This window comes from Streptomyces sp. G-G2 (assembly GCF_030063135.1).
In the GTDB taxonomy this organism is placed as follows: domain Bacteria; phylum Actinomycetota; class Actinomycetes; order Streptomycetales; family Streptomycetaceae; genus Streptomyces.
Map to the genome: position 1 here is coordinate 3,476 of NZ_JASISO010000071.1, position 23,135 is coordinate 26,610.

The 23,135-nt window shown below is 72.0% G+C and carries 23 protein-coding genes and 1 riboswitch; of the genes, 15 read left to right on the forward strand and 8 right to left on the reverse strand.

What is annotated here, in order from left to right:
• The first annotated feature begins 76 nt into the window (after window positions 1-76).
• From QMF80_RS35250 to QMF80_RS35285, 8 genes are all read left to right on the forward strand, one after another.
• Window positions 77-982, forward strand: a complete 906-nt coding sequence (locus QMF80_RS35250) for a DUF881 domain-containing protein (RefSeq protein WP_283461072.1) — start codon at window positions 77-79, stop codon at window positions 980-982.
• Window positions 979-1,311: a small basic family protein gene (locus QMF80_RS35255; RefSeq protein WP_125651314.1), complete on the forward strand. Its 333-nt coding sequence runs from the start codon at window positions 979-981 to the stop codon at window positions 1,309-1,311. The genes QMF80_RS35250 and QMF80_RS35255 overlap by 4 nt, the downstream gene beginning before the upstream one ends.
• A gap of 5 nt (window positions 1,312-1,316) precedes the next feature.
• Window positions 1,317-2,108 carry a DUF881 domain-containing protein gene (locus QMF80_RS35260; protein WP_502962985.1) on the forward strand — a complete coding sequence of 264 codons (792 nt, stop codon included), beginning with the start codon at window positions 1,317-1,319 and terminating at the stop codon, window positions 2,106-2,108.
• Window positions 2,109-2,190: 82 nt separating this feature from the next.
• The gene (locus QMF80_RS35265) at window positions 2,191-3,129 is read left to right on the forward strand and encodes an FHA domain-containing protein (RefSeq protein ID WP_283461075.1); all 939 of its coding nucleotides are present in this window, start codon (window positions 2,191-2,193) and stop codon (window positions 3,127-3,129) included.
• Window positions 3,130-3,146: 17 nt separating this feature from the next.
• Complete coding sequence (gene ftsR / locus QMF80_RS35270) at window positions 3,147-3,929, forward strand: transcriptional regulator FtsR (protein ID WP_283461036.1); 783 nt, start codon at window positions 3,147-3,149, stop codon at window positions 3,927-3,929.
• 52 nt (window positions 3,930-3,981) lie between these two features.
• Window positions 3,982-4,455 (forward strand): bifunctional nuclease family protein, encoded by a 474-nt coding sequence (locus tag QMF80_RS35275; protein WP_283461037.1) that lies wholly within the window; start codon window positions 3,982-3,984, stop codon window positions 4,453-4,455.
• A 181-nt stretch (window positions 4,456-4,636) separates the two neighbouring features.
• Complete coding sequence (locus QMF80_RS35280; RefSeq protein ID WP_283461039.1) at window positions 4,637-5,275, forward strand: MerR family transcriptional regulator; 639 nt, start codon at window positions 4,637-4,639, stop codon at window positions 5,273-5,275.
• 145 nt (window positions 5,276-5,420) lie between these two features.
• Window positions 5,421-6,875 (forward strand): DNA polymerase IV, encoded by a 1,455-nt coding sequence (locus QMF80_RS35285; protein ID WP_283461041.1) that lies wholly within the window; start codon window positions 5,421-5,423, stop codon window positions 6,873-6,875.
• Between the two features lie 124 nt (window positions 6,876-6,999).
• Here the strand turns inward: QMF80_RS35285 and QMF80_RS35290 are convergent, their stop codons facing one another.
• Entirely contained in the window at window positions 7,000-7,377 is a 378-nt protein-coding gene (locus QMF80_RS35290) for a PRC-barrel domain-containing protein (RefSeq protein ID WP_283461042.1), read from the reverse strand.
• 115 nt (window positions 7,378-7,492) lie between these two features.
• A riboswitch (glycine riboswitch) is annotated at window positions 7,493-7,591 on the forward strand.
• A gap of 196 nt (window positions 7,592-7,787) precedes the next feature.
• Between QMF80_RS35290 and gcvP the strand changes: the two genes are divergently transcribed.
• Window positions 7,788-10,673, forward strand: a complete 2,886-nt coding sequence (gcvP, locus tag QMF80_RS35295; RefSeq protein ID WP_283461044.1) for an aminomethyl-transferring glycine dehydrogenase — start codon at window positions 7,788-7,790, stop codon at window positions 10,671-10,673.
• 109 nt (window positions 10,674-10,782) lie between these two features.
• Here gcvP and QMF80_RS35300 read toward each other — a convergent pair whose 3' ends face one another.
• Both QMF80_RS35300 and QMF80_RS35305 read right to left on the reverse strand, forming a co-directional pair.
• Window positions 10,783-10,971, reverse strand: a complete 189-nt coding sequence (locus QMF80_RS35300; RefSeq protein WP_283461046.1) for a DUF5999 family protein — start codon at window positions 10,969-10,971, stop codon at window positions 10,783-10,785.
• A gap of 280 nt (window positions 10,972-11,251) precedes the next feature.
• Entirely contained in the window at window positions 11,252-11,887 is a 636-nt protein-coding gene (locus tag QMF80_RS35305) for a hypothetical protein (protein WP_283461048.1), read from the reverse strand.
• A 495-nt stretch (window positions 11,888-12,382) separates the two neighbouring features.
• Here QMF80_RS35305 and QMF80_RS35310 point away from each other — a divergent pair, with 495 nt between their 5' ends.
• Together QMF80_RS35310 and QMF80_RS35315 are read left to right on the forward strand one after the other, a co-directional pair.
• Window positions 12,383-13,921, forward strand: a complete 1,539-nt coding sequence (locus tag QMF80_RS35310; protein ID WP_283461049.1) for a glutamate-cysteine ligase family protein — start codon at window positions 12,383-12,385, stop codon at window positions 13,919-13,921.
• Window positions 13,922-14,080: 159 nt separating this feature from the next.
• Window positions 14,081-14,926: a CPBP family intramembrane glutamic endopeptidase gene (locus tag QMF80_RS35315; RefSeq protein WP_502962986.1), complete on the forward strand. Its 846-nt coding sequence runs from the start codon at window positions 14,081-14,083 to the stop codon at window positions 14,924-14,926.
• 16 nt (window positions 14,927-14,942) lie between these two features.
• Here the strand turns inward: QMF80_RS35315 and QMF80_RS35320 are convergent, their stop codons facing one another.
• Window positions 14,943-15,770, reverse strand: coding sequence for a PhzF family phenazine biosynthesis protein (locus QMF80_RS35320; RefSeq protein WP_283461054.1), 828 nt, complete (start codon window positions 15,768-15,770; stop codon window positions 14,943-14,945).
• Window positions 15,771-15,912: 142 nt separating this feature from the next.
• Entirely contained in the window at window positions 15,913-16,422 is a 510-nt protein-coding gene (locus QMF80_RS35325) for a DUF2199 domain-containing protein (RefSeq protein WP_283461056.1), read from the reverse strand.
• 195 nt (window positions 16,423-16,617) lie between these two features.
• Here QMF80_RS35325 and QMF80_RS35330 point away from each other — a divergent pair, with 195 nt between their 5' ends.
• The gene (locus QMF80_RS35330) at window positions 16,618-17,238 is read left to right on the forward strand and encodes a PadR family transcriptional regulator (RefSeq protein ID WP_283461058.1); all 621 of its coding nucleotides are present in this window, start codon (window positions 16,618-16,620) and stop codon (window positions 17,236-17,238) included.
• A gap of 125 nt (window positions 17,239-17,363) precedes the next feature.
• Here the strand turns inward: QMF80_RS35330 and QMF80_RS35335 are convergent, their stop codons facing one another.
• Complete coding sequence (locus tag QMF80_RS35335; protein WP_283461060.1) at window positions 17,364-17,792, reverse strand: type II toxin-antitoxin system Rv0910 family toxin; 429 nt, start codon at window positions 17,790-17,792, stop codon at window positions 17,364-17,366.
• Between the two features lie 139 nt (window positions 17,793-17,931).
• Between QMF80_RS35335 and QMF80_RS35340 the strand changes: the two genes are divergently transcribed.
• Together QMF80_RS35340 and QMF80_RS35345 are read left to right on the forward strand one after the other, a co-directional pair.
• Complete coding sequence (locus tag QMF80_RS35340) at window positions 17,932-18,903, forward strand: EamA family transporter (RefSeq protein WP_283461062.1); 972 nt, start codon at window positions 17,932-17,934, stop codon at window positions 18,901-18,903.
• A 147-nt stretch (window positions 18,904-19,050) separates the two neighbouring features.
• Window positions 19,051-20,073 carry a DMT family transporter gene (locus QMF80_RS35345; RefSeq protein ID WP_283461064.1) on the forward strand — a complete coding sequence of 341 codons (1,023 nt, stop codon included), beginning with the start codon at window positions 19,051-19,053 and terminating at the stop codon, window positions 20,071-20,073.
• Here QMF80_RS35345 and QMF80_RS35350 read toward each other — a convergent pair.
• Window positions 20,055-20,744: a pyridoxamine 5'-phosphate oxidase family protein gene (locus QMF80_RS35350; protein WP_283461066.1), complete on the reverse strand. Its 690-nt coding sequence runs from the start codon at window positions 20,742-20,744 to the stop codon at window positions 20,055-20,057. The two genes, QMF80_RS35345 and QMF80_RS35350, sit on opposite strands and share 19 nt — an antisense overlap.
• 37 nt (window positions 20,745-20,781) lie before the next feature.
• On the opposite strand from QMF80_RS35350, the gene QMF80_RS35355 reads away from it, so the two are divergent.
• Window positions 20,782-22,113: an aminotransferase class I/II-fold pyridoxal phosphate-dependent enzyme gene (locus QMF80_RS35355; RefSeq protein WP_283461068.1), complete on the forward strand. Its 1,332-nt coding sequence runs from the start codon at window positions 20,782-20,784 to the stop codon at window positions 22,111-22,113.
• A gap of 72 nt (window positions 22,114-22,185) precedes the next feature.
• On the opposite strand, the gene QMF80_RS35360 is transcribed toward QMF80_RS35355, so the two are convergent.
• The coding region (locus tag QMF80_RS35360) for a DMT family transporter (RefSeq protein ID WP_283461070.1) at window positions 22,186-23,135 on the reverse strand (950 nt) is incomplete at its 5' end.

A 23,135-nucleotide genomic window follows, 5' to 3' on the forward strand; every position in this document is an offset into this window, starting at 1 on the left:
GATCCCCAGCGCCGGGGGGGGGGGTGCCGCCCCGGCGGACTGCCGCATTCGGTGTGGGACCGTGCGACATGCGACGATGTGCGGCATGTCGCAGCCGCCCAACAACCGGAGTTCGGCGAAACCGCCGGTGCGCCCGGACGCCTCCATGTCGCTGCTGACGCACGTGATGGACCACGGTCTCGACGAGGGCTACGCGCAAGCCGCGGCCCGGCGCGAGGCCGAGGGCACGTCGGGACTGCCGCGCAACCTCAAGGCCAAACTGGCGCTGGCCGCCGGGCTCGTCCTCGCCGCCATGGTCGTCACGCTGGGTGCCGCGCAGGCCCGCGTGGCGGCGCCGGTGCTGGCGAAGGAGCGCGAAGAGCTGATCGCCCGCGTCCAGCGGGCCGACGACCACGCCGACGGCCTGGAGAAGGACATCGAGCGGCTGCGCGGCGATGTCGCCGGCCGCCAGGCCGCGGCGCTCGAACAGCACGGTGGGGACCAGGGCCAGCTCGTGGCCCTGCTGTCCGGTGCAACCGAAGTCCGTGGTCCCGGCGTCAAACTGGTGGTGGACGACGCCAAGGGCTCCTCCACGGGCGGTGGCGGGGGGCCGCGTGAGAGTGCGGGCTTCTCCGACACCGGCCGACTGCGGGACCGGGACATGCAGCGGATCGTCAACGGTCTCTGGCAGGCAGGGGCGGAGGCCGTAGCCATCAACGGGCAGCGGCTGACGGCGCTGTCGGCGATCCGGGCGGCCGGTGACGCGATACTGGTCGACAACAAGCCACTGGCGCCGCCGTACGAAGTCCTCGCGGTGGGGGACAAGAAGCGGCTGGGCACGCAGTTCCAGGACAGCGTGGACGGGCAGTACCTGCACGTGCTCCAGCAGAGCTACGGGATCCGCTCCACCCTGTCCCCCGAGAACGAGGTACGGCTGCCGGCCGCGTCGAGCCTGACCGTACGGTCAGCTACAGCAGAAGCTCCGAAGAAGGGTGCATCGTGATCGCGGTACTGGGCCTGGTGGCCGGAGTGGTGGCCGGACTTCTGGTCCGGCCCGAGGTGCCGGCCGTCGTCGAGCCGTATCTGCCGATCGCCGTCGTGGCGGCGCTCGACGCGGTGTTCGGCGGTCTGCGCGCGATGCTGGACGGCATCTTCGTCGACAAGGTCTTCGTGGTGTCGTTCCTGTCCAACGTGGTCGTGGCGGCCCTGATCGTCTTCCTCGGTGACAAGCTGGGCGTCGGAGCGCAGCTGTCGACCGGTGTGGTCGTGGTCCTCGGCATCCGGATCTTCTCCAACGCCGCGGCCATCCGCCGGCACGTCTTCCGGGCGTGAGGCCGATGAGTACGGACGACACCATGCCGCCGGAGCCCGAAGGGCCCGGGACGGCCGGCCCGCCCGCGCCGCCGGAGCAGACCGGGCGGCAGCGGCTCGCCGCCGGGCTCTGGCCGCCCCGGGTGAGCCGGGCCCAACTGATCGTCGCGCTGCTGCTGTTCGTCCTCGGGCTGGGGCTCGCCATCCAGGTACGCCACAACAGCGACTCCAGCGCCCTGCGCGGGGCCCGCCAGGAGGACCTGGTGCGCATCCTGGACGAGCTGGACGGGCGCACCAAGCGCCTGGACGACGAGAAGCAGAAGCTCGAAGCCCAGCGCAAGGAGCTGGAGAGCAGTTCCAACCAGGCCGACGAGGCGCGCAAGCAGACCGTCGAGAAGGAACGCCAACTGGGCATCCTGGCGGGTACCGTGGCAGCGCAGGGACCAGGCATCACGCTCAAGGTCACCGATGCCAAGGGCCAGGTCCAGTCGGACAAGCTGCTCGACACCCTGCAGGAGCTGCGGGCGGCCGGGGCCGAGGCGATCCAGATCAACGGCGTGCGCATCGTGGCGGGCTCGTACTTCTCGGACGAGGGCGGCGGGGTCGCGATCGACGGTAAGAAGATCACACAGCCCTACGAATTCCGGGTCATCGGCAAGCCGCAGGACCTGGAGCCGGCGCTCAACATTCCCGGCGGCGTCGTCCAGACGCTGGAGAAGGAGCAGGCCACCGTTACCGTCGCCCGATCGACGAAGATCGTTGTGGACGCCTTGCGGGCGGCGAAGCAGCCTGACTACGCTCGGTCGTCATCGTCATGAGACGGGACGGGAAGTGCATCGGCTCACGTGGGCGGATGCCTGCGGGGGGTCGGCGCACCGAAGAAGCGGTGCGTGGTGGAAACTGTCTGGTGGTGACGGACGTTGTGAGAATGTCCGGGTCGGCAGGTGTGAGTATTCGGAGTTCGTCCTGCCCCACGGGCGGGTCTGTTTCGGTCAAGGGGAATCGCCCGTGAAGTTGTTTGAGAAGTTGTTCGGCAAGAAGAACCGCGAGGACGGTGCGCCCAAGCACCGTGCGGGGCACGGAGACGTGGAAGGGCAGGGCGACCGGCCGCTCTTCCGCGACGAGGTTGCCGGAGCGGGTGGCAATTCGGGCGCGCACGGCGCGTCGGCTGTTGACCCTGCCGGTTCCGGGCGCATAGGTTTCGGTGAACCATCAACCTCAAGTACGGGTGGAGGGTTTGCCTCCGACCCGTATGCCACCAATGCCTCCGCGGGGCAGCCGCGGCGCGAGGAGCCGTCCATGTCGGCCGAGCAGGTTTGCAGCAGGTGCGGACACCGTAGCGATGCGGCCAGTCGGTTCTGCTCGAACTGCGGGGCGCCGCTGCGGCCGGGTCTGACGCCGGAGCGTGCCTCGGAGACCACGTCCACCATCTCGATCTCGGGCCTCGAGGCCTACGAGGCCGAGGTGTCCGGACAGCACGTGTCGTCCTCGCTGTCCCCCGAGGCCCAGGCCGCGGTGGAAGCGCTGCCCCCGGGTTCCGCGCTGCTCATCGTGCGGCGCGGCCCGAACTCCGGCAGCCGCTTCCTGCTGGACGGCGAACTGACCACGGCAGGCCGCCACCCGCAGAGCGACATCTTCCTGGACGACGTCACCGTCTCCCGGCGTCATGTCGAGTTCCGCAGGGGCGCCGAGGGCGGTTTCACCGTCTCCGACGTCGGCAGCCTCAACGGCACGTACGTCAACCGCGAGCCGATCGACCAGGTCGCCCTGCACAACGGCGACGAGGTCCAGATCGGCAAGTACCGACTGGTCTTCTACGCGAGCCAGCGGGGCATCTGACCCTTCAGGGAAGGTCCATGCTGCGTACCTCGACCGGCGGTGCCCCGCGAAAGGGCACCGTCGGCAACGCCGGCTCGGGCGGGCGGCTGGTCAGCATCGGAACGGTGCTGACCACGCTGCGCGACGAGTTCCCCGAAGTCACGATTTCCAAGATCCGGTTCCTTGAGGCGGAAGGGCTCGTCGAGCCCCGGCGCACACCTTCCGGATACCGCAAGTTCAGCCCCGACGACGTCGAGCGGCTGGCCCGTGTCCTGCGCCTGCAACGCGATCACTACCTGCCGCTCAAGGTCATCAAGGACCAGCTCGACGCGCTCGCCCGGGGCGAGCAGATCCGTATCCCCGCGCCCACCCCGCACGCCGACGGCGAGGATTGCGCCGGCGCGGCGGTGGTCGCGGCCGTGCTCGGCGAGATCGGCCGGACCAGGCCCACCGTGGCCCGGGTCGGCCGGGGCGAGCTGCTGGCCGCCGCCGAGGTGGACGAGGTGCAGCTGGTCGAGTGGGAGTCGTACGGGCTGCTCGCCGAGGCGCCCGAGGGTGGATTCGACGCCGAGGCGGTCACGGTGGCCCGCCTTGTGGCGCAACTGGGCCGGTTCGGTCTGGAGCCCCGGCACCTGCGCGCGATGAAAGCCGCGGCCGACCGGGAGGCCGGGCTGGTCGAACAGGTGGTCGCGCCCCTGCGAAGACACCGCAATCCCCAGACCAGGGCCCATGCCGAGGCGACCTTGAAGGAGCTGGCGGGGATCTCCGTACGGCTCCACGAAGCGCTCGTACAGACCGCGCTCGGGGTCCGGCCGCACTGATGGAACGGGCCCCGACTACCCAAACCGGCCGGGCAGGTCCTAGGGTTGCTGTGTGAACGAGCTCGACGTTGTGGGTGTCCGGGTTGAAATGCCCTCCAACCAACCGATCGTGCTCCTGCGTGAAGTGGGAGGCGATCGGTACCTCCCCATCTGGATCGGTCCGGGGGAGGCTACCGCCATCGCCTTCGCACAGCAGGGCATGGCCCCTGCCCGGCCGCTGACGCACGACCTGTTCAAGGACGTGCTGGAGGCGATCGGTGAGGAACTCACCGAGGTCCGGATCACGGATTTGCGGGAGGGTGTCTTCTATGCGGAGCTGGTCTTCGCCAGTGGGGTCGAGGTGAGCGCGCGGCCGTCCGACGCCATAGCGCTCGCCCTGCGCACCGGGACGCCCATCTACGGGAGCGACGGGGTGCTGGACGATGCCGGAATCGCGATTCCGGACGAACAGGAGGACGAGGTGGAGAAGTTCCGCGAGTTCCTCGACCAGATCTCGCCGGAGGACTTCGGCAGCAGCAATCAGTGAGGTTTCGGCCGAGTCGTCCTCAAGGGAATGCCAGCCCATTCGAGTAGCCTTTCCCCACAGAGGGATACGGGAAACCACTCTCAGGGTGATTATCACTCGGCGTGCCGAGTGTGGCGATCGTTGACGCACCCCGGGTGACTGCCTACCTTCGAGGTGGGCAGGTCAAGGACGGAGGGTCGGCGTGAGGATCACGGGCGACGGTACGACCGGGGGCATCCCCGCATGGAGTCAGGGCGGACCGTACCCGCTGCACGGCGGTGCGGTGGGTCCCGCGCGCCGTCAGCCGGAAGCCGTGCCGCCCGACCGGGACGACGGCGAGCCGGTGGCCGAGGAGATCGGCTACCGCGGCCCGACGGCGTGCGCCGCCGCGGGCATCACCTACCGGCAGCTCGACTACTGGGCGCGGACCGGGCTGGTCGAGCCCAGCGTGCGCGCGGCGGGCGGCTCCGGCACGCAGCGGCTGTACGGCTTCCGGGACGTGGTCGTCCTGAAGATCGTCAAGCGCTTCCTGGACACCGGGGTGGCGCTGCAGAACATCCGCACCACCGTCCAGCACCTGCGGGACCGAGGCTTCCTCGACCTGGAGCGGATGACGCTCATGAGCGACGGCGCGACCGTGTACGAGTGCACCTCGCCGGACCAGGTCGTGAGCCTGCTCCAGGGGGGCCAGGGCGTCTTCGGGATCGCCGTCGGCGTGGTCTGGCGGGAGGTGGAGAAGGCCCTGTCCCAGCTGCACGGGGAGCGGGTCGAGACCGGGGAGACGCTGGTCGGGCACAACCCGGCCGACGAGCTGGCGGCGCGCCGCAACCGCGCGGGCTGAGCCGGATCTTCCCGCGAGCGAGCGAGCGCTGAGCGGGTCCGTACCGGTCCGTACCGGCTCCGTACGCGTCTCGCCGCCGGGCGCCACGGGCCTGGCCGGACGCGTCCCGGGGCCGTTGTCAGTGGCGTAGGGCAGCATCGGTGCCGTGAGAGCCGCGCCGACCATCCTGCATCTGGACATGGACGCCTTCTACGCCTCCGTGGAGCAGGCGGCGAAGCCGAGCCTGCGCGGGAAAGCGGTGATCGTCGGCGGGCTGGGGCCGCGCGGGGTGGTCGCCACCGCCTCGTACGAGGCCCGACGGCTCGGCGTGCATTCGGCGATGCCTACCGCCCAGGCCCGGCGGATGTGCCCGAACGGGGCCTATCTGATCCCGCGCTTCAGTCTGTACCGGGCGGTCAGTGAGCTCGTCATGGCCCGGCTGCGCGAGCTGTCCCCGCTGGTGGAGCCCCTCAGTCTGGACGAGGCCTTCGTCGACCTGGAGGCCGGGGGCACCGCCTTCGACTCGGCGGGGGCCCGGGCGACCGCGGAGCTGCTGCGCGCGGACATCCGGGCCGCGACGGGGCTCAGCGCCTCCGTGGGGCTCGCCGGGTGCAAGATGCTGGCCAAGGTGGCCTCCGAGGGGGCCAAACCGGACGGGCTGCTGCTGATCGAACCCGGAACCGAGCGGGAGCTGCTGGCGCCCATGTCGGTGCGGACCCTGCCGGGGGTGGGTCCGGCCACGGGGGAGCACCTGCGGCGGGCCGGGATCACCACCGTGGGGGAGCTGGCCGAGGCCGGTGAGGACGAGCTGGTCCGGATGACCGGTCGGGCGCACGGCGTGGCCCTGTACCGGATGGCGCTGGGTCTGGACGACCGGCCCGTGGTCGCCGAGCGGGACGCGAAGTCGGTGTCGGTCGAGGACACCTTCGACGTGGACATCCACGACCGGGTGCGGATCCGGGGCGAGGTGCGGCGGCTCGCCGACCGGTGTGTGGAGCGGCTGCGGGGGTCCGGGCACTCGGGGCGGACGATCGTGCTCAAGGTGCGCCGGTACGACTTCTCCACGCTGACCCGCTCCGAGACCCTGCGGGGGCCGACGGACGATCCCGCGGTGGTGCGGGAGGCGGCGGCGCGCCTGCTGGAGGCGGTCGACACCACCGGCGGGGTGCGGCTGCTGGGCGTGGGGGTGTCCGGGCTGGCCGACTACACCCAGGAGGACCTGTTCGCCCAGGCCGAAGCGCAGGCCGAGGCCGAGGCGCGGGCGGAAGCCGATGCCCAGGCCGAAGCCCGGGCGGAGGCCGGGGCCGGGGAGGCAGCGGGGGAGGGGGCGCGGGACGGCGGCGGGGGCGCGGGGGAGTCCGTACCCCTGGAGGTCACGACGGCCGGGAGCGGGCCCGGAGCCGTTCCCGCGCCCGAGCGGTACTGGCCGGCCGGGATCGACGTACGGCACGAGGAGTACGGCCCCGGGTGGGTCCAGGGCAGTGGGGTGGGCCGGGTAACGGTCCGGTTCGAGCGGCCCGGATCCGCCCCGGGGCGGGTGCGGACCTTCCGGCTGGACGATCCCGCGCTGGAGTCCTCCGATCCGCTTCCGCTCGTGGGGGACGGGGGGAACGTTGCCTGACGCGGCACTAGGAGTGTCCTGAAGATCTTGGAAACGCGCCCGGCTTGCACCAGGTTGCCCCGATCGACATTTACCGGTGAATCGGGGTGACTCGGGCGCCCCGAGCAAGATCTTCAGCAGTCTCCTAGCCCTCGTCGCCCGCCAGGTTGCCGAAGTCGCGGTCGGCGCTGTGGTGGAACTCTCCCGGCAGGGTGACGTCCAGGCCGTAGTGGTGGTAGAGCTGGACCTCCTGCTCCGGCGAGAGGTGGCGGCCGACCCCGAAGTCGGGGGCGTCCCTGATGAGGGAACGTTCGAAGGGCACCCGCAGGGTTTCGTCCACCACCTCGCTCGGCTCCAGCGGGACGAAGGCGTCCCGGCTGAAGAGTCCCGTCCGGACGGCGGCCCATTCCGGGACGCCCGTGGCATCGTCGAGGTAGACCTCGTCCACGGTGCCGATCTTGGCGCCATTACGGTCGAACGCCTTGCGGCCGATCAGGCTGCGCGGATCGATGTCGGTCTGCACGGTCGCCTCCTTTTGGTCGCAACTCCTCCGGTAATGACTACAAAAGTGCATTTCCCGGCGGGGGGCCACTCGAGGAAGGGCCCAGATCCTCGCTGGTACGCTGGGCAACGGCTGCTGACCCTGTGCGGGAGAGTCCTCCGATCGAGCTCGCCGGAGGCGCCGAAGGAGCAACTCCTCCCCGGAATCTCTCAGGCAGACGTACCGCACGGACGAGGCCACTCTGGAAAGCAGGGCGGGAACCGGACAGCAGTGCCGGCGCCCCTCCTCACCGACGGTGAAAGCCGGATCTCCACGGGCGAACCCCAGGAGGCCCGGTGAAGCTCTCAGGTTGACATGACAGAGGGGGAGGCCGTCCGGGTACCCGCGCCGTGGTGCCCCTCGCAGGTCGTACGACCAGGAGGCCTCCGTACATGACCGCCAACCGCATTCCGCTCTCCCAGCTGGAGCGAGGCATCCCCTTCGAGCAGCGCCACATCGGCCCGGATGCCGAGGCGCAGGCGAAGATGCTGGCCCAGGTGGGTTACGGCTCCCTGGACGAGCTGACCGCCGCCGCGGTGCCGGACGTCATCAAGACCGCCGAGGCGCTGAACCTGCCCGAGGCCCGTACCGAGGCCGAGGTGCTCGCCGAGCTGCGTCGGCTCGCCGACCGCAACCAGGTCCTCACCCCGATGATCGGCCTCGGTTACTACGGCACCTTCACGCCGCCGGTGATCCTGCGCAACGTCATGGAGAACCCGGCCTGGTACACGGCGTACACGCCCTACCAGCCCGAGATCTCGCAGGGTCGCCTCGAAGCCCTGCTGAACTTCCAGACGGTCGTCGCCGACCTGACCGGACTGCCGACCTCCGGCGCCTCCCTGCTCGACGAGGGCACCGCGGCCGCCGAGGCCATGCAGCTCGCCCGCCGCGTGGGCAAGGTCAAGGGCGGGGTCTTCCTGATCGACGCCGACACGCTGCCGCAGACCATCGCGGTCATCCAGACGCGCGCCGAGCCCACCGGGGTCGAGGTCGTCGTCGCCGACCTCTCCGAGGGCATTTCGGCCGAGATCGCCGAGCGCGGCGTCTTCGGCGTGCTCCTCCAGTACCCCGGCGCCTCCGGCGCCGTCCGCGAGATCAAGCCGGTCATCGACCAGGCGCACGGCCTCGGCGCGATCGTCGCCGTGGCCGCCGACCTGCTCGCGCTGACCCTGCTCACCTCCCCGGGCGCGCTCGGCGCCGACATCGCCATCGGCACCACCCAGCGCTTCGGCGTTCCGATGGGCTTCGGCGGTCCGCACGCCGGATACATGGCGGTCCAGGAGAAGCACGCCCGCTCCCTTCCCGGCCGCCTGGTCGGCGTCTCGGTCGACGCCGACGGGAACAAGGCCTACCGCCTGGCCCTGCAGACCCGCGAGCAGCACATCCGCCGCGAGAAGGCCACCAGCAACATCTGTACCGCGCAGGTGCTGCTCGCCGTCATGGCCGCCATGTACGCCGTCTACCACGGCCCCGACGGCCTGCGGACCATCGCCCGCCGCACCCACCGCTACGCCGCCCTGCTCGCCGCGGGTCTGACGGCGGGCGGGGTCGAGCTGGTGCACGGCTCGTACTTCGACACCGTCACCGCCCGGGTGCCCGGCAAGGCCGCCCAGGTCGTGGCCGCCGCCCGCGCGGCCGGGGTGAACCTCCACCAGGCCGACGCCGACCACGTCGGCGTCTCCTGCGACGAGACGACGCTGCGCGCGGACATCGACGCGGTCTGGGCCGCCTTCGGCGTCAGCGCCGACATCGAGGCGCTGGACCTGACCACGGCCGACGCGCTGCCCGAGCGGCTGCTGCGCTCGGACGCGTACCTGAGCCACCCGGTCTTCCACCAGCACCGCTCCGAGACCGCGATGCTGCGCTACCTGCGCAAGCTCTCGGACAAGGACTACGCGCTCGACCGCGGCATGATCCCGCTGGGCTCCTGCACCATGAAGCTCAACGCGACCACCGAGATGGAGCCGGTCACCTGGCCCGAGTTCGGTCAGCTGCACCCCTTCGCGCCGGTCGAGCAGGCCGCGGGCTACCTCACGCTCATCACCGAGCTGGAGGAACGTCTCTGCGAGGTCACCGGCTACGACAAGGTGTCCATCCAGCCCAACGCCGGCTCCCAGGGCGAGCTGGCCGGACTGCTCGCCGTACGGGCGTACCACCGGGCCAACGGTGACGAGCAGCGCACCATCTGCCTGATCCCGTCCTCCGCGCACGGCACCAACGCGGCCAGTGCCGTGATGGCCGGGATGAAGGTCGTCGTCGTCAAGACGGCGGACGACGGCGAGGTCGACGCCGCCGACCTGCGCGCCAAGATCGAGCAGTACCGCCACGAACTCGCCGTGCTGATGATCACCTACCCGTCCACGCACGGTGTGTTCGAGGAGCACGTCGCCGACATCTGCGCGCAGGTGCACGAGGCGGGCGGCCAGGTCTACGTGGACGGCGCCAACCTCAACGCGCTCGTGGGTCTGGCCAAGCCGGGTCACTTCGGCGGCGACGTCTCGCACCTCAACCTGCACAAGACCTTCTGCATCCCGCACGGCGGCGGCGGCCCGGGCGTCGGCCCGGTCGGTGTCCGGGCGCATCTGGCGCCGTACCTGCCCAACCACCCGCTGCAGCCGACCGCCGGTCCCGAGACGGGCGTCGGCCCGATCTCGGCCGCGCCGTGGGGTTCGGCGGGCATCCTGCCGATCTCGTGGTCGTACGTGCGCCTCATGGGCGGCGAGGGGCTCAAGCGGGCCACCCAGGTGGCCGTGCTCGGCGCCAACTACATCGCCAAGCGGCTGGAGCCGCACTACCCGGTGCTCTACACCGGTCCGGGCAACCTGGTCGCGCACGAGTGCATCATCGACATGCGCCCGCTGTCCAAGGCCACGGGCGTCAGCATCGACGACATCGCCAAGCGCCTGATCGACTACGGGTTCCACGCGCCGACCATGTCCTTCCCGGTCGCCGGGACGCTCATGATCGAGCCGACGGAGTCCGAGGACCTCGCCGAGATCGACCGGTTCTGCGACGCGATGATCGCGATCCGCGCCGAGATCGAGCGGGTCGCGGGCGGCGAGTGGCCGGTGGACGACAATCCGCTGGCCAACGCCCCGCACACGGCGGCGGCGCTGGGTGGCGAGTGGAACCACCCGTACAGCCGTGACGAGGCCGTCTTCCCGGGTGGACTGACGGCCGCCGAGAAGTACTGGCCGCCGGTCCGTCGCATCGACGGCGCGTTCGGTGACCGCAACCTCGTCTGCTCCTGCCCCCCGCTGGACGAGTACGACCACTGAGGGCGGGGTCGGCGCGCCGGTGCGCCGACCGGCTGACGCGTGAAGGGGCCGGTCCGGGAGTGCGTCTCCCGGACCGGCCCCTTCCGCGTGCGCGCGGGTCCCGCTGTTCCTAGGCCACCGCGAGAGCGCGGTGCGGAGCGATGATCTTTCCGTTGGGCAGCAGCTCGCCGGTGTCCTCGAAGAGCAGGACGCCGTTGCACAGCAGGCTCCACCCCTGTTCCGGGTGGTTGGCCACGGGGTGCGCGGCCTCCCGGTCTGCGGAGTCGGCTGATGGGCAGGCAGGCTGGTGCTGGCACATGGATACGTTCTTTCGCTGCGGTGTGGTCTGTGTGCTGCGGCTCGATGCGTGGTTCATGGCCGCCCCCCGTATCAATCTCGGTGTGGTCAGAGTCCAGTGTTGCCCTACGGACTGACGTCCGCAGGGATTTCCGGTAGCTGTCCTCATAGATTGATGACGCATCACCCGTGCGGGCGGTTCAGGTCAACTCCCCTGTCATTTCGGGTGGTTCGGCGGGGGCCCCAGCGGGCTAGGCCGAATGGGCCAACCAGGCCATACGGCCGGGCGCGGCGCGGCCTCCTCAGGCCGCCGGGGCCGCCATCGTCGGCGGGACCGGCGGGCTCTGCGGACCGGACGGGCTCTGCGGAGTGAGCCGGCGGGTCAGTACCGGCAGGAGTTCGGACACGAGGTGCGGGCGGTACGCGGCGATCCCGGGCGGGGCCGGAGCGAGCGGCACCAGCAGATCGGCGGCGGCCGGGAGCCCGGCGGAGGCGTCGGCACCCACCCCTTCGTGCAGCCACAGGGTGAGCATGTACAGCTCAGGTACCGAGAGCAGTCGGGGCTGGTAATTCTTGCTGAGCGATTCCGCCTGACGCAGGGCGCGTTCGGTGGCGGCCACGTAGGGTCCCTCGAAGAAGTGGGAGAAGACCCAGCCGTCCGCTGTCAGCCGGGTGTCCGCCGCGGCCACGAAGCGGTCGCCGCTGCGGATCAGGAAGCGCCATCCGGTGAGCCTGGTGCGGGGAGGGCGGCCCGCGGTCGACGGCAGGAACTGCAGCCGGTCCAGGACGTGGACGGGGAGGGGGAGTTCGGCGGTCAGTGGCCCTTGCAGGGCGCGCAGCGCCGGGGTGTGCGCCTCGTGTACGGCCGTGGGGGAACCGAGTGCCGCGAGGACGCTGCGCAGGGCGGGCGCGGGAGCCGGAGGGACATGCAGCGGCATGGTGGGTCGCCTCTCACTTGGGAGACCTGGGAGAACAGGGGCAGGTGCGGACGGCGCTGTCGCATTCTGGGGTCAGAGGGGGGCTGAGGGGCAATGGCCGCGCGCCAACTCTCTGCCTCGTTTGCGGAGTTTATACGACGCGTGTTCACGCAGTGTTTCGGCTAGCTGTCCCGCCCATTGCCGGCAAGGCGCATACCGGTCCCGCTGCGGAGGATTTTGAGCTGGGCATACGCGCCCATCTCACCCTGACCTCGAAGGTTACTCGAACGGCGCTCGGCTGGAAAGCGCCGGTATTGCGTACACGGAAAAGTCGACGAGGGCATTGCGGGATGCCGCATGCCAAGCGAATGTGCCATGGCGCCTGTCGGCCAAACCGGCGCGCGCCGTCCGCCAGTCGCACCCCCGCCGCGTTATCGATCACCGGCCCGGGGCATCATCGACCGTAACGCGCGCCTGGGTGGACCGGGCCAGGCGCACTCGAGGAGGGACCCTTCGATGGGGGAGAAGATCGTGGCAGGCGGGTTCGACCTGTCCGATCGGCAACGGTATAGGAGGAAGCTTCACGAGTGCCTGGAGGGACTGGAGCGACTTCTGGCGGAGAAGAGGTTCGATCGCCCCAAGAACATGATGGGGCTGGAGATCGAGTTGAATCTCGCGGGTTCCGACGGATTGCCGAGAATGGTGAATGCGCAGGTTCTGGAGCGGATTGCCAGCCCTGATTTCCAGACCGAACTGGGAATGTTCAACCTGGAGGTCAACATACTTCCGCACCGGCTCGACGGCCGGGTATTCGACCAGCTCGCGGAGGAACTCAGCGCGGGCCTCGCATATGCCCACCGGCAGGCCGTGGAGATCGACGCCGGGGTGGTGATGATCGGCATCCTGCCGACGATCTCCCGCAGTGACCTGGTCTCCGCGAACCTCTCGGCCGTGGACCGGTACTCGCTGCTCAACGAGCAGATCCTGGCCATGAGGGGGGAGGACTTCGCCCTGGACATCGAAGGGGTGGAGCGGCTCACCTGGACCGCCGGGTCGATCGTTCCCGAGGCCGCCTGCACCTCGGTGCAGCTGCATCTCCAGGTCACCCCGGGCCGGTTCGCGGACGTGTGGAACGCGGCGCAGGCGGTGGCGGCCGTACAGATCGCGGTGGGGGCCAACTCCCCGTTCCTGTTCGGGCGGGAGCTGTGGCGGGAGTCGCGTCCGCCGCTGTTCCAGCAGGCCACCGACACCCGGCCGCCGGAACTCCAGGCCCAGGGGGTGCGGCCGCGGACCTGGTTCGGCGAGCGCTGGGTGGACTCGGCGTACGAGCTGTTCGCCGAGAACGTCCGCTACTTCCCCTCCCTGCTGCCGATCTGCGACGAGGAGGAACCGCTGCGGGTGCTCGCCGACGGCGGGGTGCCCAGCCTGCAGGAACTCGTCCTGCACAACGGGACCGTCTACCGCTGGAACCGGCCCGTGTACGGGGTGGCCGACGGGGTTCCGCACCTACGGGTGGAGAACCGGGTGCTGCCCGCCGGGCCCACCGTCACCGACGTGGTGGCCAACGCCGCCTTCTACTACGGGCTGGTGCGCACCCTCGCCGACGAACAGCGCCCGGTGTGGAGCAGGCTCCCCTTCGCGGAGGCCGAGGCCAACTTCGACGCGGCCTGCCGGTACGGGATCGACGCGCGGTTGCGCTGGCCGCGCCGGGGTCGGGGCGGCGGGCTGGCGAGCGTACCGGCGGTCCGGCTGGTGCTGGAGGAGCTGCTGCCGATGGCGGCGGCCGGGCTGGACGCCTGGGGGATCGCGCCCGCGGACCGGGACCACTACCTCGGGATCATCGAGGAGCGGTGCAGGCGGCGGGCCAACGGGGCGACCTGGCAGGTGGAGACGTACCACCGGGCGCTGGCGGCCGGACTGGAACGGGAGGCGGCGCTCGCGGCGACCACCCGGCGGTACTCGGAGCTGATGCACCGGGGGGAGCCGGTGCACACCTGGCCCGCGGGCCTGCCCGAGGAGGAGGTGAGCGCGGCCCTGAGCGCCGGTCGCCGCTGACGGCGGCGTGGCGGCGCACCGCGATCGGCCGCCGCCCGGGTCCGCCGCCCGGGTCCGGGTGATCCGGGTCCGGGCGATCCGGGTCCGGCGGTCCTCTTGCGGCGACCTCGTTCCGGCGGTCCCGTTCCGATGATCCTGTTCCGCCGCGGAACGGGCAGTATGGGGTCGTCGGAACGGGATGGCGGTTTGGCGGGACGGGAGTGCGGCGTGCGGGCTGAGCCGGAGCCGGTGGTCGGGACCTTGCGCGAGGACGGGCGGCGGGTCCTGCGGACCGAGACGCTGCTGGTCCTCGCCCTGTCGCTGGGCGCGAGCGGGGTCTCGGCGCTGATCAGTTTCATCGGCTCGCTCACCAAACCGGGCGGCCTCAAGGACCAGGCCGCCACGCTCAACGGCTCCCACGCGCCCGGCCGCCCCTGGCTCGACCTGGCCTGGCAGCTCTTCGGGATCGCAAGCGCCCTGGTGCCCGTACTCCTCGTGGCCCACCTGCTCACCCGCGAGGGCGCGCCCGGGCTGCGGGTGCTGGGCTTCGACCGGACGCGGCCCGGCTGGGACGTGGGCCGGGGCGTGCTGGTCGCGGCCGGGATCGGCAGCGCGGGGCTCGCCTTCTACCTGGCGGCGCGGGCCTCCGGCTTCAACCTGACGGTGGTGCCGGAGGCGCTGCCCGACGTGTGGTGGAAGTTCCCCGTACTGATCCTCTCCGCGGTGCAGAACTCCGTGGTCGAGGAGGTCATCGTGCTGGCCTACCTGCTGCGCAGGCTGGATGGCCTGGGATGGTCGCCGAGGGCCGCGCTGCTGGCCAGCGCCCTGCTGCGCGGTTCGTACCACCTCTACCAGGGCGTCGGCGGGTTCATCGGCAACGCCGTGATGGGCGTGGTCTTCGTCCTGCTCTACCGCCGCTGGGGGCGGGTCGGGCCACTGGTGGCCGCCCACGCGCTGCTCGACATCGTCGCCTTCGGTGGTTACGCCCTGCTCGCGGGCAAGGTCGGCTGGCTGCCCACGCCGTGACCGCTCGGCGCGACGCTCAGGGGGCGGTGAGGAGTTCGCCGTCGATGACCGTGACCGCGCGTCCGGTGAGCAGCGTACGGTCCCCCACGAGCCGGACCGCGACGAGGCCGGTGCGCGCCGAACCCTGGAGGCCGGTCAGCTCGGTGCGGCCCAGCCGAGCGGCCCAGAAGGGCGCCAGCGCGGTGTGCGCGCTGCCCGTGACCGGGTCCTCGTCGATGTTCAGGGCCGGGAAGAAGCCGCGGGAGACGAAGTCGTAACCCCGGGCGGGGTCCTCGGCGGCCGCGGTGACGATCAGCCCGCGCTTGGCGTAGGCGGCCAGTACCGCGAAGTCGGGGCGCAGCTCGCGCACGGTCCGCTCGTCGGCCAGCTCGACCACCAGGTCGCCGATGTGGGCGGCGGTGTCGTGGACCGAGCGGATCTCCACCCCGCCCAGCGCCCGGGCGAGCGCCTCGGGAAGCTCGTACGGGGTGAGCGAGGAGGTCGGGAAGTCCATCGTCACCGTGCCGTCCTCGGCGGCCTCGGTGGTGAGGATCCCGCAGCGCGCCGCGAACCGGACCGGGCCGTCCGCCAGGCCGGTGCTCGCCAGGACGTGTGCGGTGGCGAGCGTGGCGTGGCCGCACATGTCGACCTCGGCGACGGGGGTGAACCAGCGCAGCGCCCAGTCCGCCTCCCCGCCGGGCGGTAGCGGGTGGGCGAAGGCGGTCTCGGACAGGTTGACCTCCGCGGCCACCCGCTGGAGCCAGGCGTCGGGCGGGAAGCCCGCGCCCGCGTCGAGGAGGAGGACTCCGGCGGGGTTGCCCTGGAAGGGGCGGTCGGTGAAGGCGTCGACGATTCGGATGCGCATGACCTCGACCGTAAGGCGGTCGCGCGCGCGGCGACAAAGGCCAATCCGGGGTGTCTGGACCTTGCGTGGCGCCGCCCTGGACCGTGTGCGGCGCCGCCCGGAGGCTGCCGGAGCCGATCGGGCCGGGGCGGGCCCGGGGCCGTCAGGCCGGGTGCAGTACGGCCATGGCGATCTCGCGTACGCGCTCGCGGGTGATCCCGGTGCGCTGCTCGACGGCGAGCGGGTGGCCGGTGGGCTCCAGCTCGATGAGGGGGCTCCTGCCGACCGGCCGGGTGTGGGCGTTGGTCTTGAGGTCGGTGGTGCTCTCGGAGTAGAGGGCGAGCTCGGTGCTGAGCCAGCCGAAGTAGGGCTTCTCGGCCTCGCGGCCCTCGGTGTCCCACACGCTCAGGGCGCGGGTGAAGTTCTCCTCGCTGAGCGAGACCCAGACGCCCCAGGAGAAGACGTCCCCGCTGCCGATGACGGGTATTTCGATCAGGCCCTTGATGAAGAAGTGGCTGCCCCTGATCACGCACTGGTCGGGCGACAGCAAGGAGTGCGCGTCGCTCTCGTAGCCCGCCTCCCAGGCGTCGGGGGCCGTGGCCGAGTAACTCATGGGCAGCTCTGGGTGGTGCTCGCCGCAGCAGGAGCACGTGAAACCGGGGTCGGTGGGCATGGCGTGAGCCTAGCGACGACTGGGGCGGCGGATTTCCGCGGTACGGGTCGGGCTCGTTCGGGACATCGTCCAGAACATCGTTAATGAACACTCCCGATATATCGTTGACACATCGCGAGCGGTCGGCCATGGTGGTGATGTCGGACAACGACACCACTCGGAACACTCCGGAACGAAGACGAAAGGAGCGCAGTCATGCGTTCACACGGACATGGACACGGACACGGGCATGAACACGGTCACGGTCGCGGCCACGGCGACTGCGGGCCGGACCGTCAGGGGGACTTCGAAGGGCGCCGCGCCGCCTTCGGGCCGTTCGGGCCGCCCTTCGGCGGACCCTTCGGCGGCCGGGGCGGACGCGGGGGACCGCACCGGCGGGCCCGGCGGGGAGACGTCAGGGCTTCGATCCTGGCGCTGCTCACGGACCGGCCGATGCACGGCTACGAGATGATCCAGGAGATCGGCGAGCGCAGCGGCGGGGCCTGGAAGCCCAGCCCCGGCTCGGTCTACCCGACCCTGCAGCTGCTGGAGGACGAGGGACTCATCACCAGTGTGAGCGAGGGCGGCAAGAAGCTGTTCACGCTCACCGACGCCGGACGCACCGAGGCCGAGGCGGGCTCCGCCGCTCCCTGGGACGAGGCCGGGCGCGGGTTCGACCGCGAGGCGATGAACGAGATCCGGACGGCCGGGTTCGGCCTGATGGAGGCCTTCGGCCAGGTCTGGAAGACCGGCTCGTCCGAGCAGCGGGACAAGGCCGTCGCGGTCATCAACGAGGCCCGCAAGAAGCTCTACCTGATCCTCGCCGACGAGCACTGACCCCTCGGGGGGCCGGCTCTTCGGGCACTGGCCTTCCGGGGCCGCCCTTCGGGGACCGGCTCTTCGGCGGACGTACGGCCGAGCGCCCCGCGCGGTACCGCGCGGGGCGCTTCGTCGTGTCCGGCTCAGACCACCAGGCCGGCCAGCTTGCGCAGCGACTCGTTGAGCGCGGCGGTGGCCGAGTCCTTGAGCTTGCCCGCCATCAGGGAGACCGCGGCCCCCTGGAAGTCCCCGTCGATGCGGACGGTCGTCGCCTCCCCGTCGGGGACCAGGGTGTAGCGGGTGCCCACGATCACGCCCATCGGGCCCTTGCCGCGGATGGCGAAGACGCGCTCGGTCTCCAGCTCCTCTATGGTCCACACCACCTCGGCCGGGAATCCCATCATCTTCATGTTCTCGGCGAAGGTGGATCCGACGGCCAGGGTCTCCGGGCCTCCCTTGGGGAAACCGGTGTGGGTCATGCTCCACTCGCCGTAGGCGTCCCAGTCGGTGAGCTGCGACCAGAGTGCGGAGGCGGAGGCCTCGATGCGTGATTCCGCGGTGACTTCGGCCATGGGACCGCCCCTTCTCGTCGGCTGTGTCCGGCGGAACGTAGTCCCGGTGGGCGGAACATTCAAGACTGACGACCTGTCAGAAAATCTCAACAGGTGTCACCCGCAGGACGCTCCTGACGGGGGCTGCCATGATGTGCCGATGCAAGCGTCAGGGAGAAATGCCGGACTGGGCCTGGCCCTCGTCTCGGCGTGCGCGTTCGGTGGTTCCGGCGTGGCGGCGAAGCCGCTGATCGAGGCGGGTCTGGACCCGTTGCACGTGGTCTGGCTGCGGGTGGCCGGAGCGGCGCTCGTCCTCTCCCCGCTGGCCTGGCGCCACCGCGGCCTGCTACGGCGCAAACCCGCGCTGCTCGCCGGGTTCGGCCTGGTCGCCGTGGCCGGGGTGCAGGCCTTCTACTTCGCCTCCCTGTCCCGGATCCCGGTCGGTGTGGCCCTGCTGCTGGAGTACCTCGGGCCCGCGCTGCTCCTGGGATGGATCCGCTTCGTCCAGCGCCGGCCGGTGACCCGGGCGGCCGCCGCCGGGGCCGCCGTGGCCGTGGTCGGACTGGCCTGCGTGGTCGAGATCTGGGCCGGGCTGCGGCTCGACCCGCTCGGGGTGCTGCTCGGTGTGGCCGCCGCCTGCTGCCAGGCCTTCTACTTCGTCCTGGCCGACCAGGGCTCGGAGCGGGGTGACGCCCCCGACCCGATCGGCGTGATCTCGTACGGCATGATCATCGGCACCCTGGTGATGACGTTGATCTCCCGGCCCTGGGAGATGGACTGGTCGGTCCTGGGCGGGGACGCGGCGGTGGGCGGTCTGCCGGTGCCCGCGCTGGTGCTGGTCGGCTGGGTGGTGCTGATCGCGACGGTCGCCGCCTACCTGACCGGCGTGGTCTCGGTGCGGATGCTCTCGCCGCAGGTGGCGGGCGTGGTGGCCTGCCTGGAGGCGGTCGTCGCCACGGTGCTGGCCTGGGTGCTGCTCGGCGAGCACCTCTCGACGCCGCAGATCATCGGCGGCGCGCTGGTCCTGGGCGGTGCCTTCATCGCGCAGACCTCGCGGCCCACCCCGCCGGGGGCGCCCGAACCGGAGTCGCTGGATCCGAACGCCCTGGACCGTACGGCCTCGAAAGCCTAGGCTCACGACCATGCCGATGACCGTGCTTCCGCCTCCCGCCGCCTGACGCGGGCGGCCGCACTTCCGTACGACCGATCCGGCCCGGTGTCACCGGGCGGGTCCGTGCTGCCCGCGAAGCGATGACCCGTTCCCCTCATCCTTCACGTCATGCGGAGCACACACGTGTCGAAGCACCTGTATCTCGTCGTCGCCGGAGCCGCCTGGGGCACCGCCGGGGCGGCTGCCTCACTTCTCTTCCTGGCCAGTGACCTCGGTCCGCTGGCCCTGTCCTTCTGGCGCTGCGCGGGCGCGCTGGTCCTGTTGCTGGCGGCCCTGGCCGTACGCCGTCCCCGCGGCCGGGAGCTGTCCGCGCGGCGGCCCTCGACGGGCTCGCTGGTGGCCACCGGGCTGCTCTTCACCCTGTTCCAGGCCGCCTACTTCGGGGCCGTGCGCGAGACGGGGCTCGCGGTCGGGACGGTGGTCACCCTGGGCGCCGGGCCGGTGCTGATCGCGCTCGGGGCGCGGTACTGGATGGGCGAACGGCTCGGCGCGGGCGGACTCGCCGCCGTCGGTGGGGCGCTGGCCGGGCTGGCCGCGCTGACCCTGGGCGGCGGGGGCGCCGAGGTGCGGCCCGCCGGGGTCGGCTGGGCGCTGCTGTCGGCGGCCGGATACGCCGCGATGACCCTGCGGACCCGCGCGCTCGGGCGTCGCGGGGCGGGCGGGGACCCGCTGGTCACCACCGCGTGGTCGCTGGCCGTAGGGACGGTGTGCCTGCTGCCGCTCGCGCTGCTGGAGGGTCTGGTTCCGCACACCGCGCAGCCCGGGCGGGTGCTGTGGCTGCTGGTGTACGTCGCGACGGTGCCCACCGCGCTCGCGTACGTCCTCTACTTCAGCGGGGCGGCCGCGGTACGGGCCGCCACCGTGTCCGTGATCATGCTGATCGAGCCGGTGGCCGCGGCGGTCATCGGGGTGCTGGTCCTGGGGGAGCGGCTGACCGGGCCGGTGGTGCTGGGAACCCTGCTCCTGCTGACGGCGGTCATCGCGCTGATCGTCGACGAGGGCCGCCGTCCGGCGGAGGTGGGCGGGGGAGCGGACGGGGACGTGGGCGCGGACGTGGGCGGGCCCGGGGTGGAGCCCGGGGTCGGCGAGCCCGGAGTGGGTTCCGTACCGGCTCAGAGCGCCGTGAGGTAGTCCGGTACGGCTATGCCGGGGGCCAGGTCGGCGGCCGGGACCGGGGTCCCGTAGGTCCGCGCGACCGGGACCACTCCGGACCAGAAGGGCAGGTCCAGGTCCGCGGCGTCGTCGTTGGGGCCGCCGGTGCGGATCTTCGCCGAGACCTCGTCGAGGTCGAGGCGGATGACGGCGGTGGCCGCCAGTTCCTTCGCGTCGGCCGGGCGGGAGTCCGCCGCGCGGCCCGCGACCACCTGGTCGACGAGGGCGTCGAGGGCCGTCCGGCGCTCTGCCTCGTCGGTGACCTCGTAGGCCGTGCCGTGCACCACGACCGAGCGGTAGTTCATCGAGTGGTGGAAGGCCGACTTGGCCAGCACCAGGCCGTCGAGGTGGGTGACCGTGACGCACACGGGCAGCCCCGGGTCGGCCTTGCCCGCGGCGAGCAGCGGGCGGGAACCGGTGGAACCGTGGATGTAGAGGGCCTGGCCGACCCGGCCGTAGAGGGTCGGCAGGACCACCGGGGCGCCGTCGCGGACGAACCCGAGGTGGCAGAGGTACCCCTCGTCGAGTATCGCGTGCACCGTCGCGTGGTCGTAGTGCGCCCGGTCGCGGGAGCGGGAGGGGACGGTGCGCTCCGTGGGCTCGTACGTGTCGGTCGCGGGGCTCTGGGGGGCGGCAGGCGCGGCGGTCATGATGCGAACTCCATTGCACTAGTGCATACTGTCTTTTGTGCTAGGAGAATACATGATCGTCGGAAGTCGCGCATCGGAGATCGCCGCCAGTGTCGAGGCGGGCGTGGGGGCGGGGGAGCTCGCGCCCGGCGCCCTGCTGCCACCGATGCGGGAGCTGGCGGGCGCGCTCGGGGTCAACCCGAACACCGTGGCCGCCGCCTACCGCACCCTGCGCGAACGCGGGGTCATCGAGACCGACGGGCGGCGCGGCAGCCGGGTCCGGGCCCGGCCCGCGAGCGCTCCGCGCGACGGGCTGCGGGTGCAGGTGCCGCCCGGCGGCCGTGACCTGGCCAGCGGGAACCCGGACCCGGCGGTGCTGCCCGCGCTCGACGGCCCGCTGCGCGCCGCCGCCGCCCGCTACGCGCGGGCGCCCACCCGGTACGGGGACGACGCCGTCGTCCCGGAGCTGGCCCGGATCGCCCGGGCCGGGCTGGACGCGGACGGGGTTCCGGACGGGCCCGTCGCGCTGGCCTCGGGCGCGCTCGACGCGATCGAACGCGTCCTGTCCGCGCACCTGCGCCCTGGGGACACGGTCGCGGTCGAGGATCCGGGGTGGGGCAGTGTGCTGGACCTGGCTCCGGCGCTCGGGCTGCGGATCGCCCCGGTCGCGGTGGACGACGACGGTCCGGTGCCGGGGGCGGTGGAACGGGCGCTGGCCGAGGGCGCGCGGGCCCTGGTGGTGACCGCCCGGGCGCAGAACCCGACCGGGGCGGTGGTGAGCGCGGGGCGGGCGGCCGAGCTGCGGGAACTGCTGGCCCGCCACCCCGGGACGCTGGTCGTCGACGACGACCACGGGCACGGGATCGTGGACCTGCCCTTGCAGTCCCTGGGCGGGATCACCCGGCACTGGGCCCTGGTGCGGTCCACCGCCAAGGCGTACGGGCCGGACCTGCGGCTCGCGGTGCTGACCGGGGACGCGGTGACGCTGGACCGGGTGCAGGGGCGGCAGCGGCTGGGGCCGGGCTGGGTGAGCCGGCTGCTTCAGTACGCCGTGATCGAGCTGTGGACCTCGGGGGCCGTGGACGGGGCGGCGGTGGCCCGGGCCTACGGGGTCCGGCGGGACGCGCTGGTGGCGGCGCTCGCCGCGCGCGGGGTGCGCGCGCACGGCCGCAGCGGGATGAACGTGTGGGTGCCCGTGCCGGACGAGACCGGGGCGGTGACGCGGCTGCTCGCGGCGGGCTGGGCGGTGGCGCCGGGCTCGCGCTTCCGGGTGGACAGCGGGCCGGGCGTACGGATCACCGTGTCACCGGTGTCCCTGGCGGAGGTCCCGGCCCTCGCGGACGCGGTGGCGGCGGCGGTCCGCCCGGCGCGGGGGGCGCGCTACGACTGAGCGGACCGCGATGCCCGGAGCCCGGCCCTCGGAGGCCGGGCTCCGAGGGCCGGTGCGGCGTGCGGCGCGCGGTCAGTGCGGCTTCCGCGCGCCGGGGCGGGTCTGGGACAGGGCGGCTCCGGCCAGCACGATCGCGGCGCCGACCGGGGTGTTCCAGTGGAGTTCCTCGCCCAGCACCAGGACGCCCGCGGCGGTCGCGACGACCGGGATGAAGTACGTGACCATCTGGGCCGTGGTCGGGCCGATCTCGGCGACCAGGCGGTACTGCATCTGCAGGGCCATGCCCGTGCCCAGCGCGCCCAGGGCGACCACCGAGAGCGTCGGCCACAGCGGGAACGAGGTCGGAAGGGTGGTGAACGCGGCGCTGGCCAGGGCCAGTTGCAGGGTCGAGACGATCAGCTGGGCGCCGGTCAGGGCGACCGGGGAGCCCGGGGTCGCGGCCAGGGTGCGGCGGACGTAGATCCAGCCGATCGGGTAGCAGAGCGAGGCCAGCAGGGCGAGCGCGGTGCCCTTGGCGTCGACTCCGGCGAAGCCCTGCCAGGCGCCGAGGACGGTCAGCACCCCGAGGAAGCCGAGGCCCAGACCCGCGAACCGGCGCCGGGTCGGCCGGTCCTCGGAGAGTGCGACCAGGGAGAGCGCCATGCCCCACAGCGGGGAGGTGGCGTTGCAGATGCCCGCGAGGCTGGAGGGGACGGTGAGTTCGGAGTACGCGAAGAGCGAGAAGGGGGCGGTGTTGAGCAGCAGCGCCGCCACGGTCAGGTGGCCCCAGGTCCGCAGTCCGCGCGGGAGCGGTTCGCGCCGTACGAGCAGGACGGTGAGGAGGGCGAGCGCGCCGAAGAGGACCCGGCCCAGGGAGACCTGGAAGGGGGCGTAGGCCCCGGTGCCCACCTTCACGAAGAGGAAGCTGAAGCCCCAGACCACGGAGAGGATCGCGAACCGGATCCGCCAGTCGAGGCCGGAGCGGGCCGCTGCCGGGGGAGTGGCGGCGGGCGCGGCGACCGGGGCGGATGCCGGGGCGGCGG

Bases quoted from the DNA above. Each gene is read 5' to 3' on its own strand.
- QMF80_RS35250 (WP_283461072.1), top strand. From the start codon at position 77: ATGTGCGGCATGTCGCAGCCGCCCAACAACCGGAGTTCGGCGAAACCG.
- QMF80_RS35260 (WP_502962985.1), top strand. From the start codon at position 1,317: ATGAGTACGGACGACACCATGCCGCCGGAGCCCGAAGGGCCCGGGACG.
- ftsR (WP_283461036.1), top strand. From the start codon at position 3,147: ATGCTGCGTACCTCGACCGGCGGTGCCCCGCGAAAGGGCACCGTCGGC.
- gcvP (WP_283461044.1), top strand. From the start codon at position 7,788: ATGACCGCCAACCGCATTCCGCTCTCCCAGCTGGAGCGAGGCATCCCC.
- QMF80_RS35300 (WP_283461046.1), bottom strand. From the start codon at position 10,971: ATGTGCCAGCACCAGCCTGCCTGCCCATCAGCCGACTCCGCAGACCGG.
- QMF80_RS35305 (WP_283461048.1), bottom strand. From the start codon at position 11,887: ATGCCGCTGCATGTCCCTCCGGCTCCCGCGCCCGCCCTGCGCAGCGTC.
- QMF80_RS35310 (WP_283461049.1), top strand. From the start codon at position 12,383: ATGGGGGAGAAGATCGTGGCAGGCGGGTTCGACCTGTCCGATCGGCAA.
- QMF80_RS35315 (WP_502962986.1), top strand. From the start codon at position 14,081: ATGGGGTCGTCGGAACGGGATGGCGGTTTGGCGGGACGGGAGTGCGGC.
- QMF80_RS35320 (WP_283461054.1), bottom strand. From the start codon at position 15,770: ATGCGCATCCGAATCGTCGACGCCTTCACCGACCGCCCCTTCCAGGGC.
- QMF80_RS35325 (WP_283461056.1), bottom strand. From the start codon at position 16,422: ATGCCCACCGACCCCGGTTTCACGTGCTCCTGCTGCGGCGAGCACCAC.
- QMF80_RS35330 (WP_283461058.1), top strand. From the start codon at position 16,618: ATGCGTTCACACGGACATGGACACGGACACGGGCATGAACACGGTCAC.
- QMF80_RS35335 (WP_283461060.1), bottom strand. From the start codon at position 17,792: ATGGCCGAAGTCACCGCGGAATCACGCATCGAGGCCTCCGCCTCCGCA.
- QMF80_RS35340 (WP_283461062.1), top strand. From the start codon at position 17,932: ATGCAAGCGTCAGGGAGAAATGCCGGACTGGGCCTGGCCCTCGTCTCG.
- QMF80_RS35345 (WP_283461064.1), top strand. From the start codon at position 19,051: ATGCGGAGCACACACGTGTCGAAGCACCTGTATCTCGTCGTCGCCGGA.
- QMF80_RS35350 (WP_283461066.1), bottom strand. From the start codon at position 20,744: ATGACCGCCGCGCCTGCCGCCCCCCAGAGCCCCGCGACCGACACGTAC.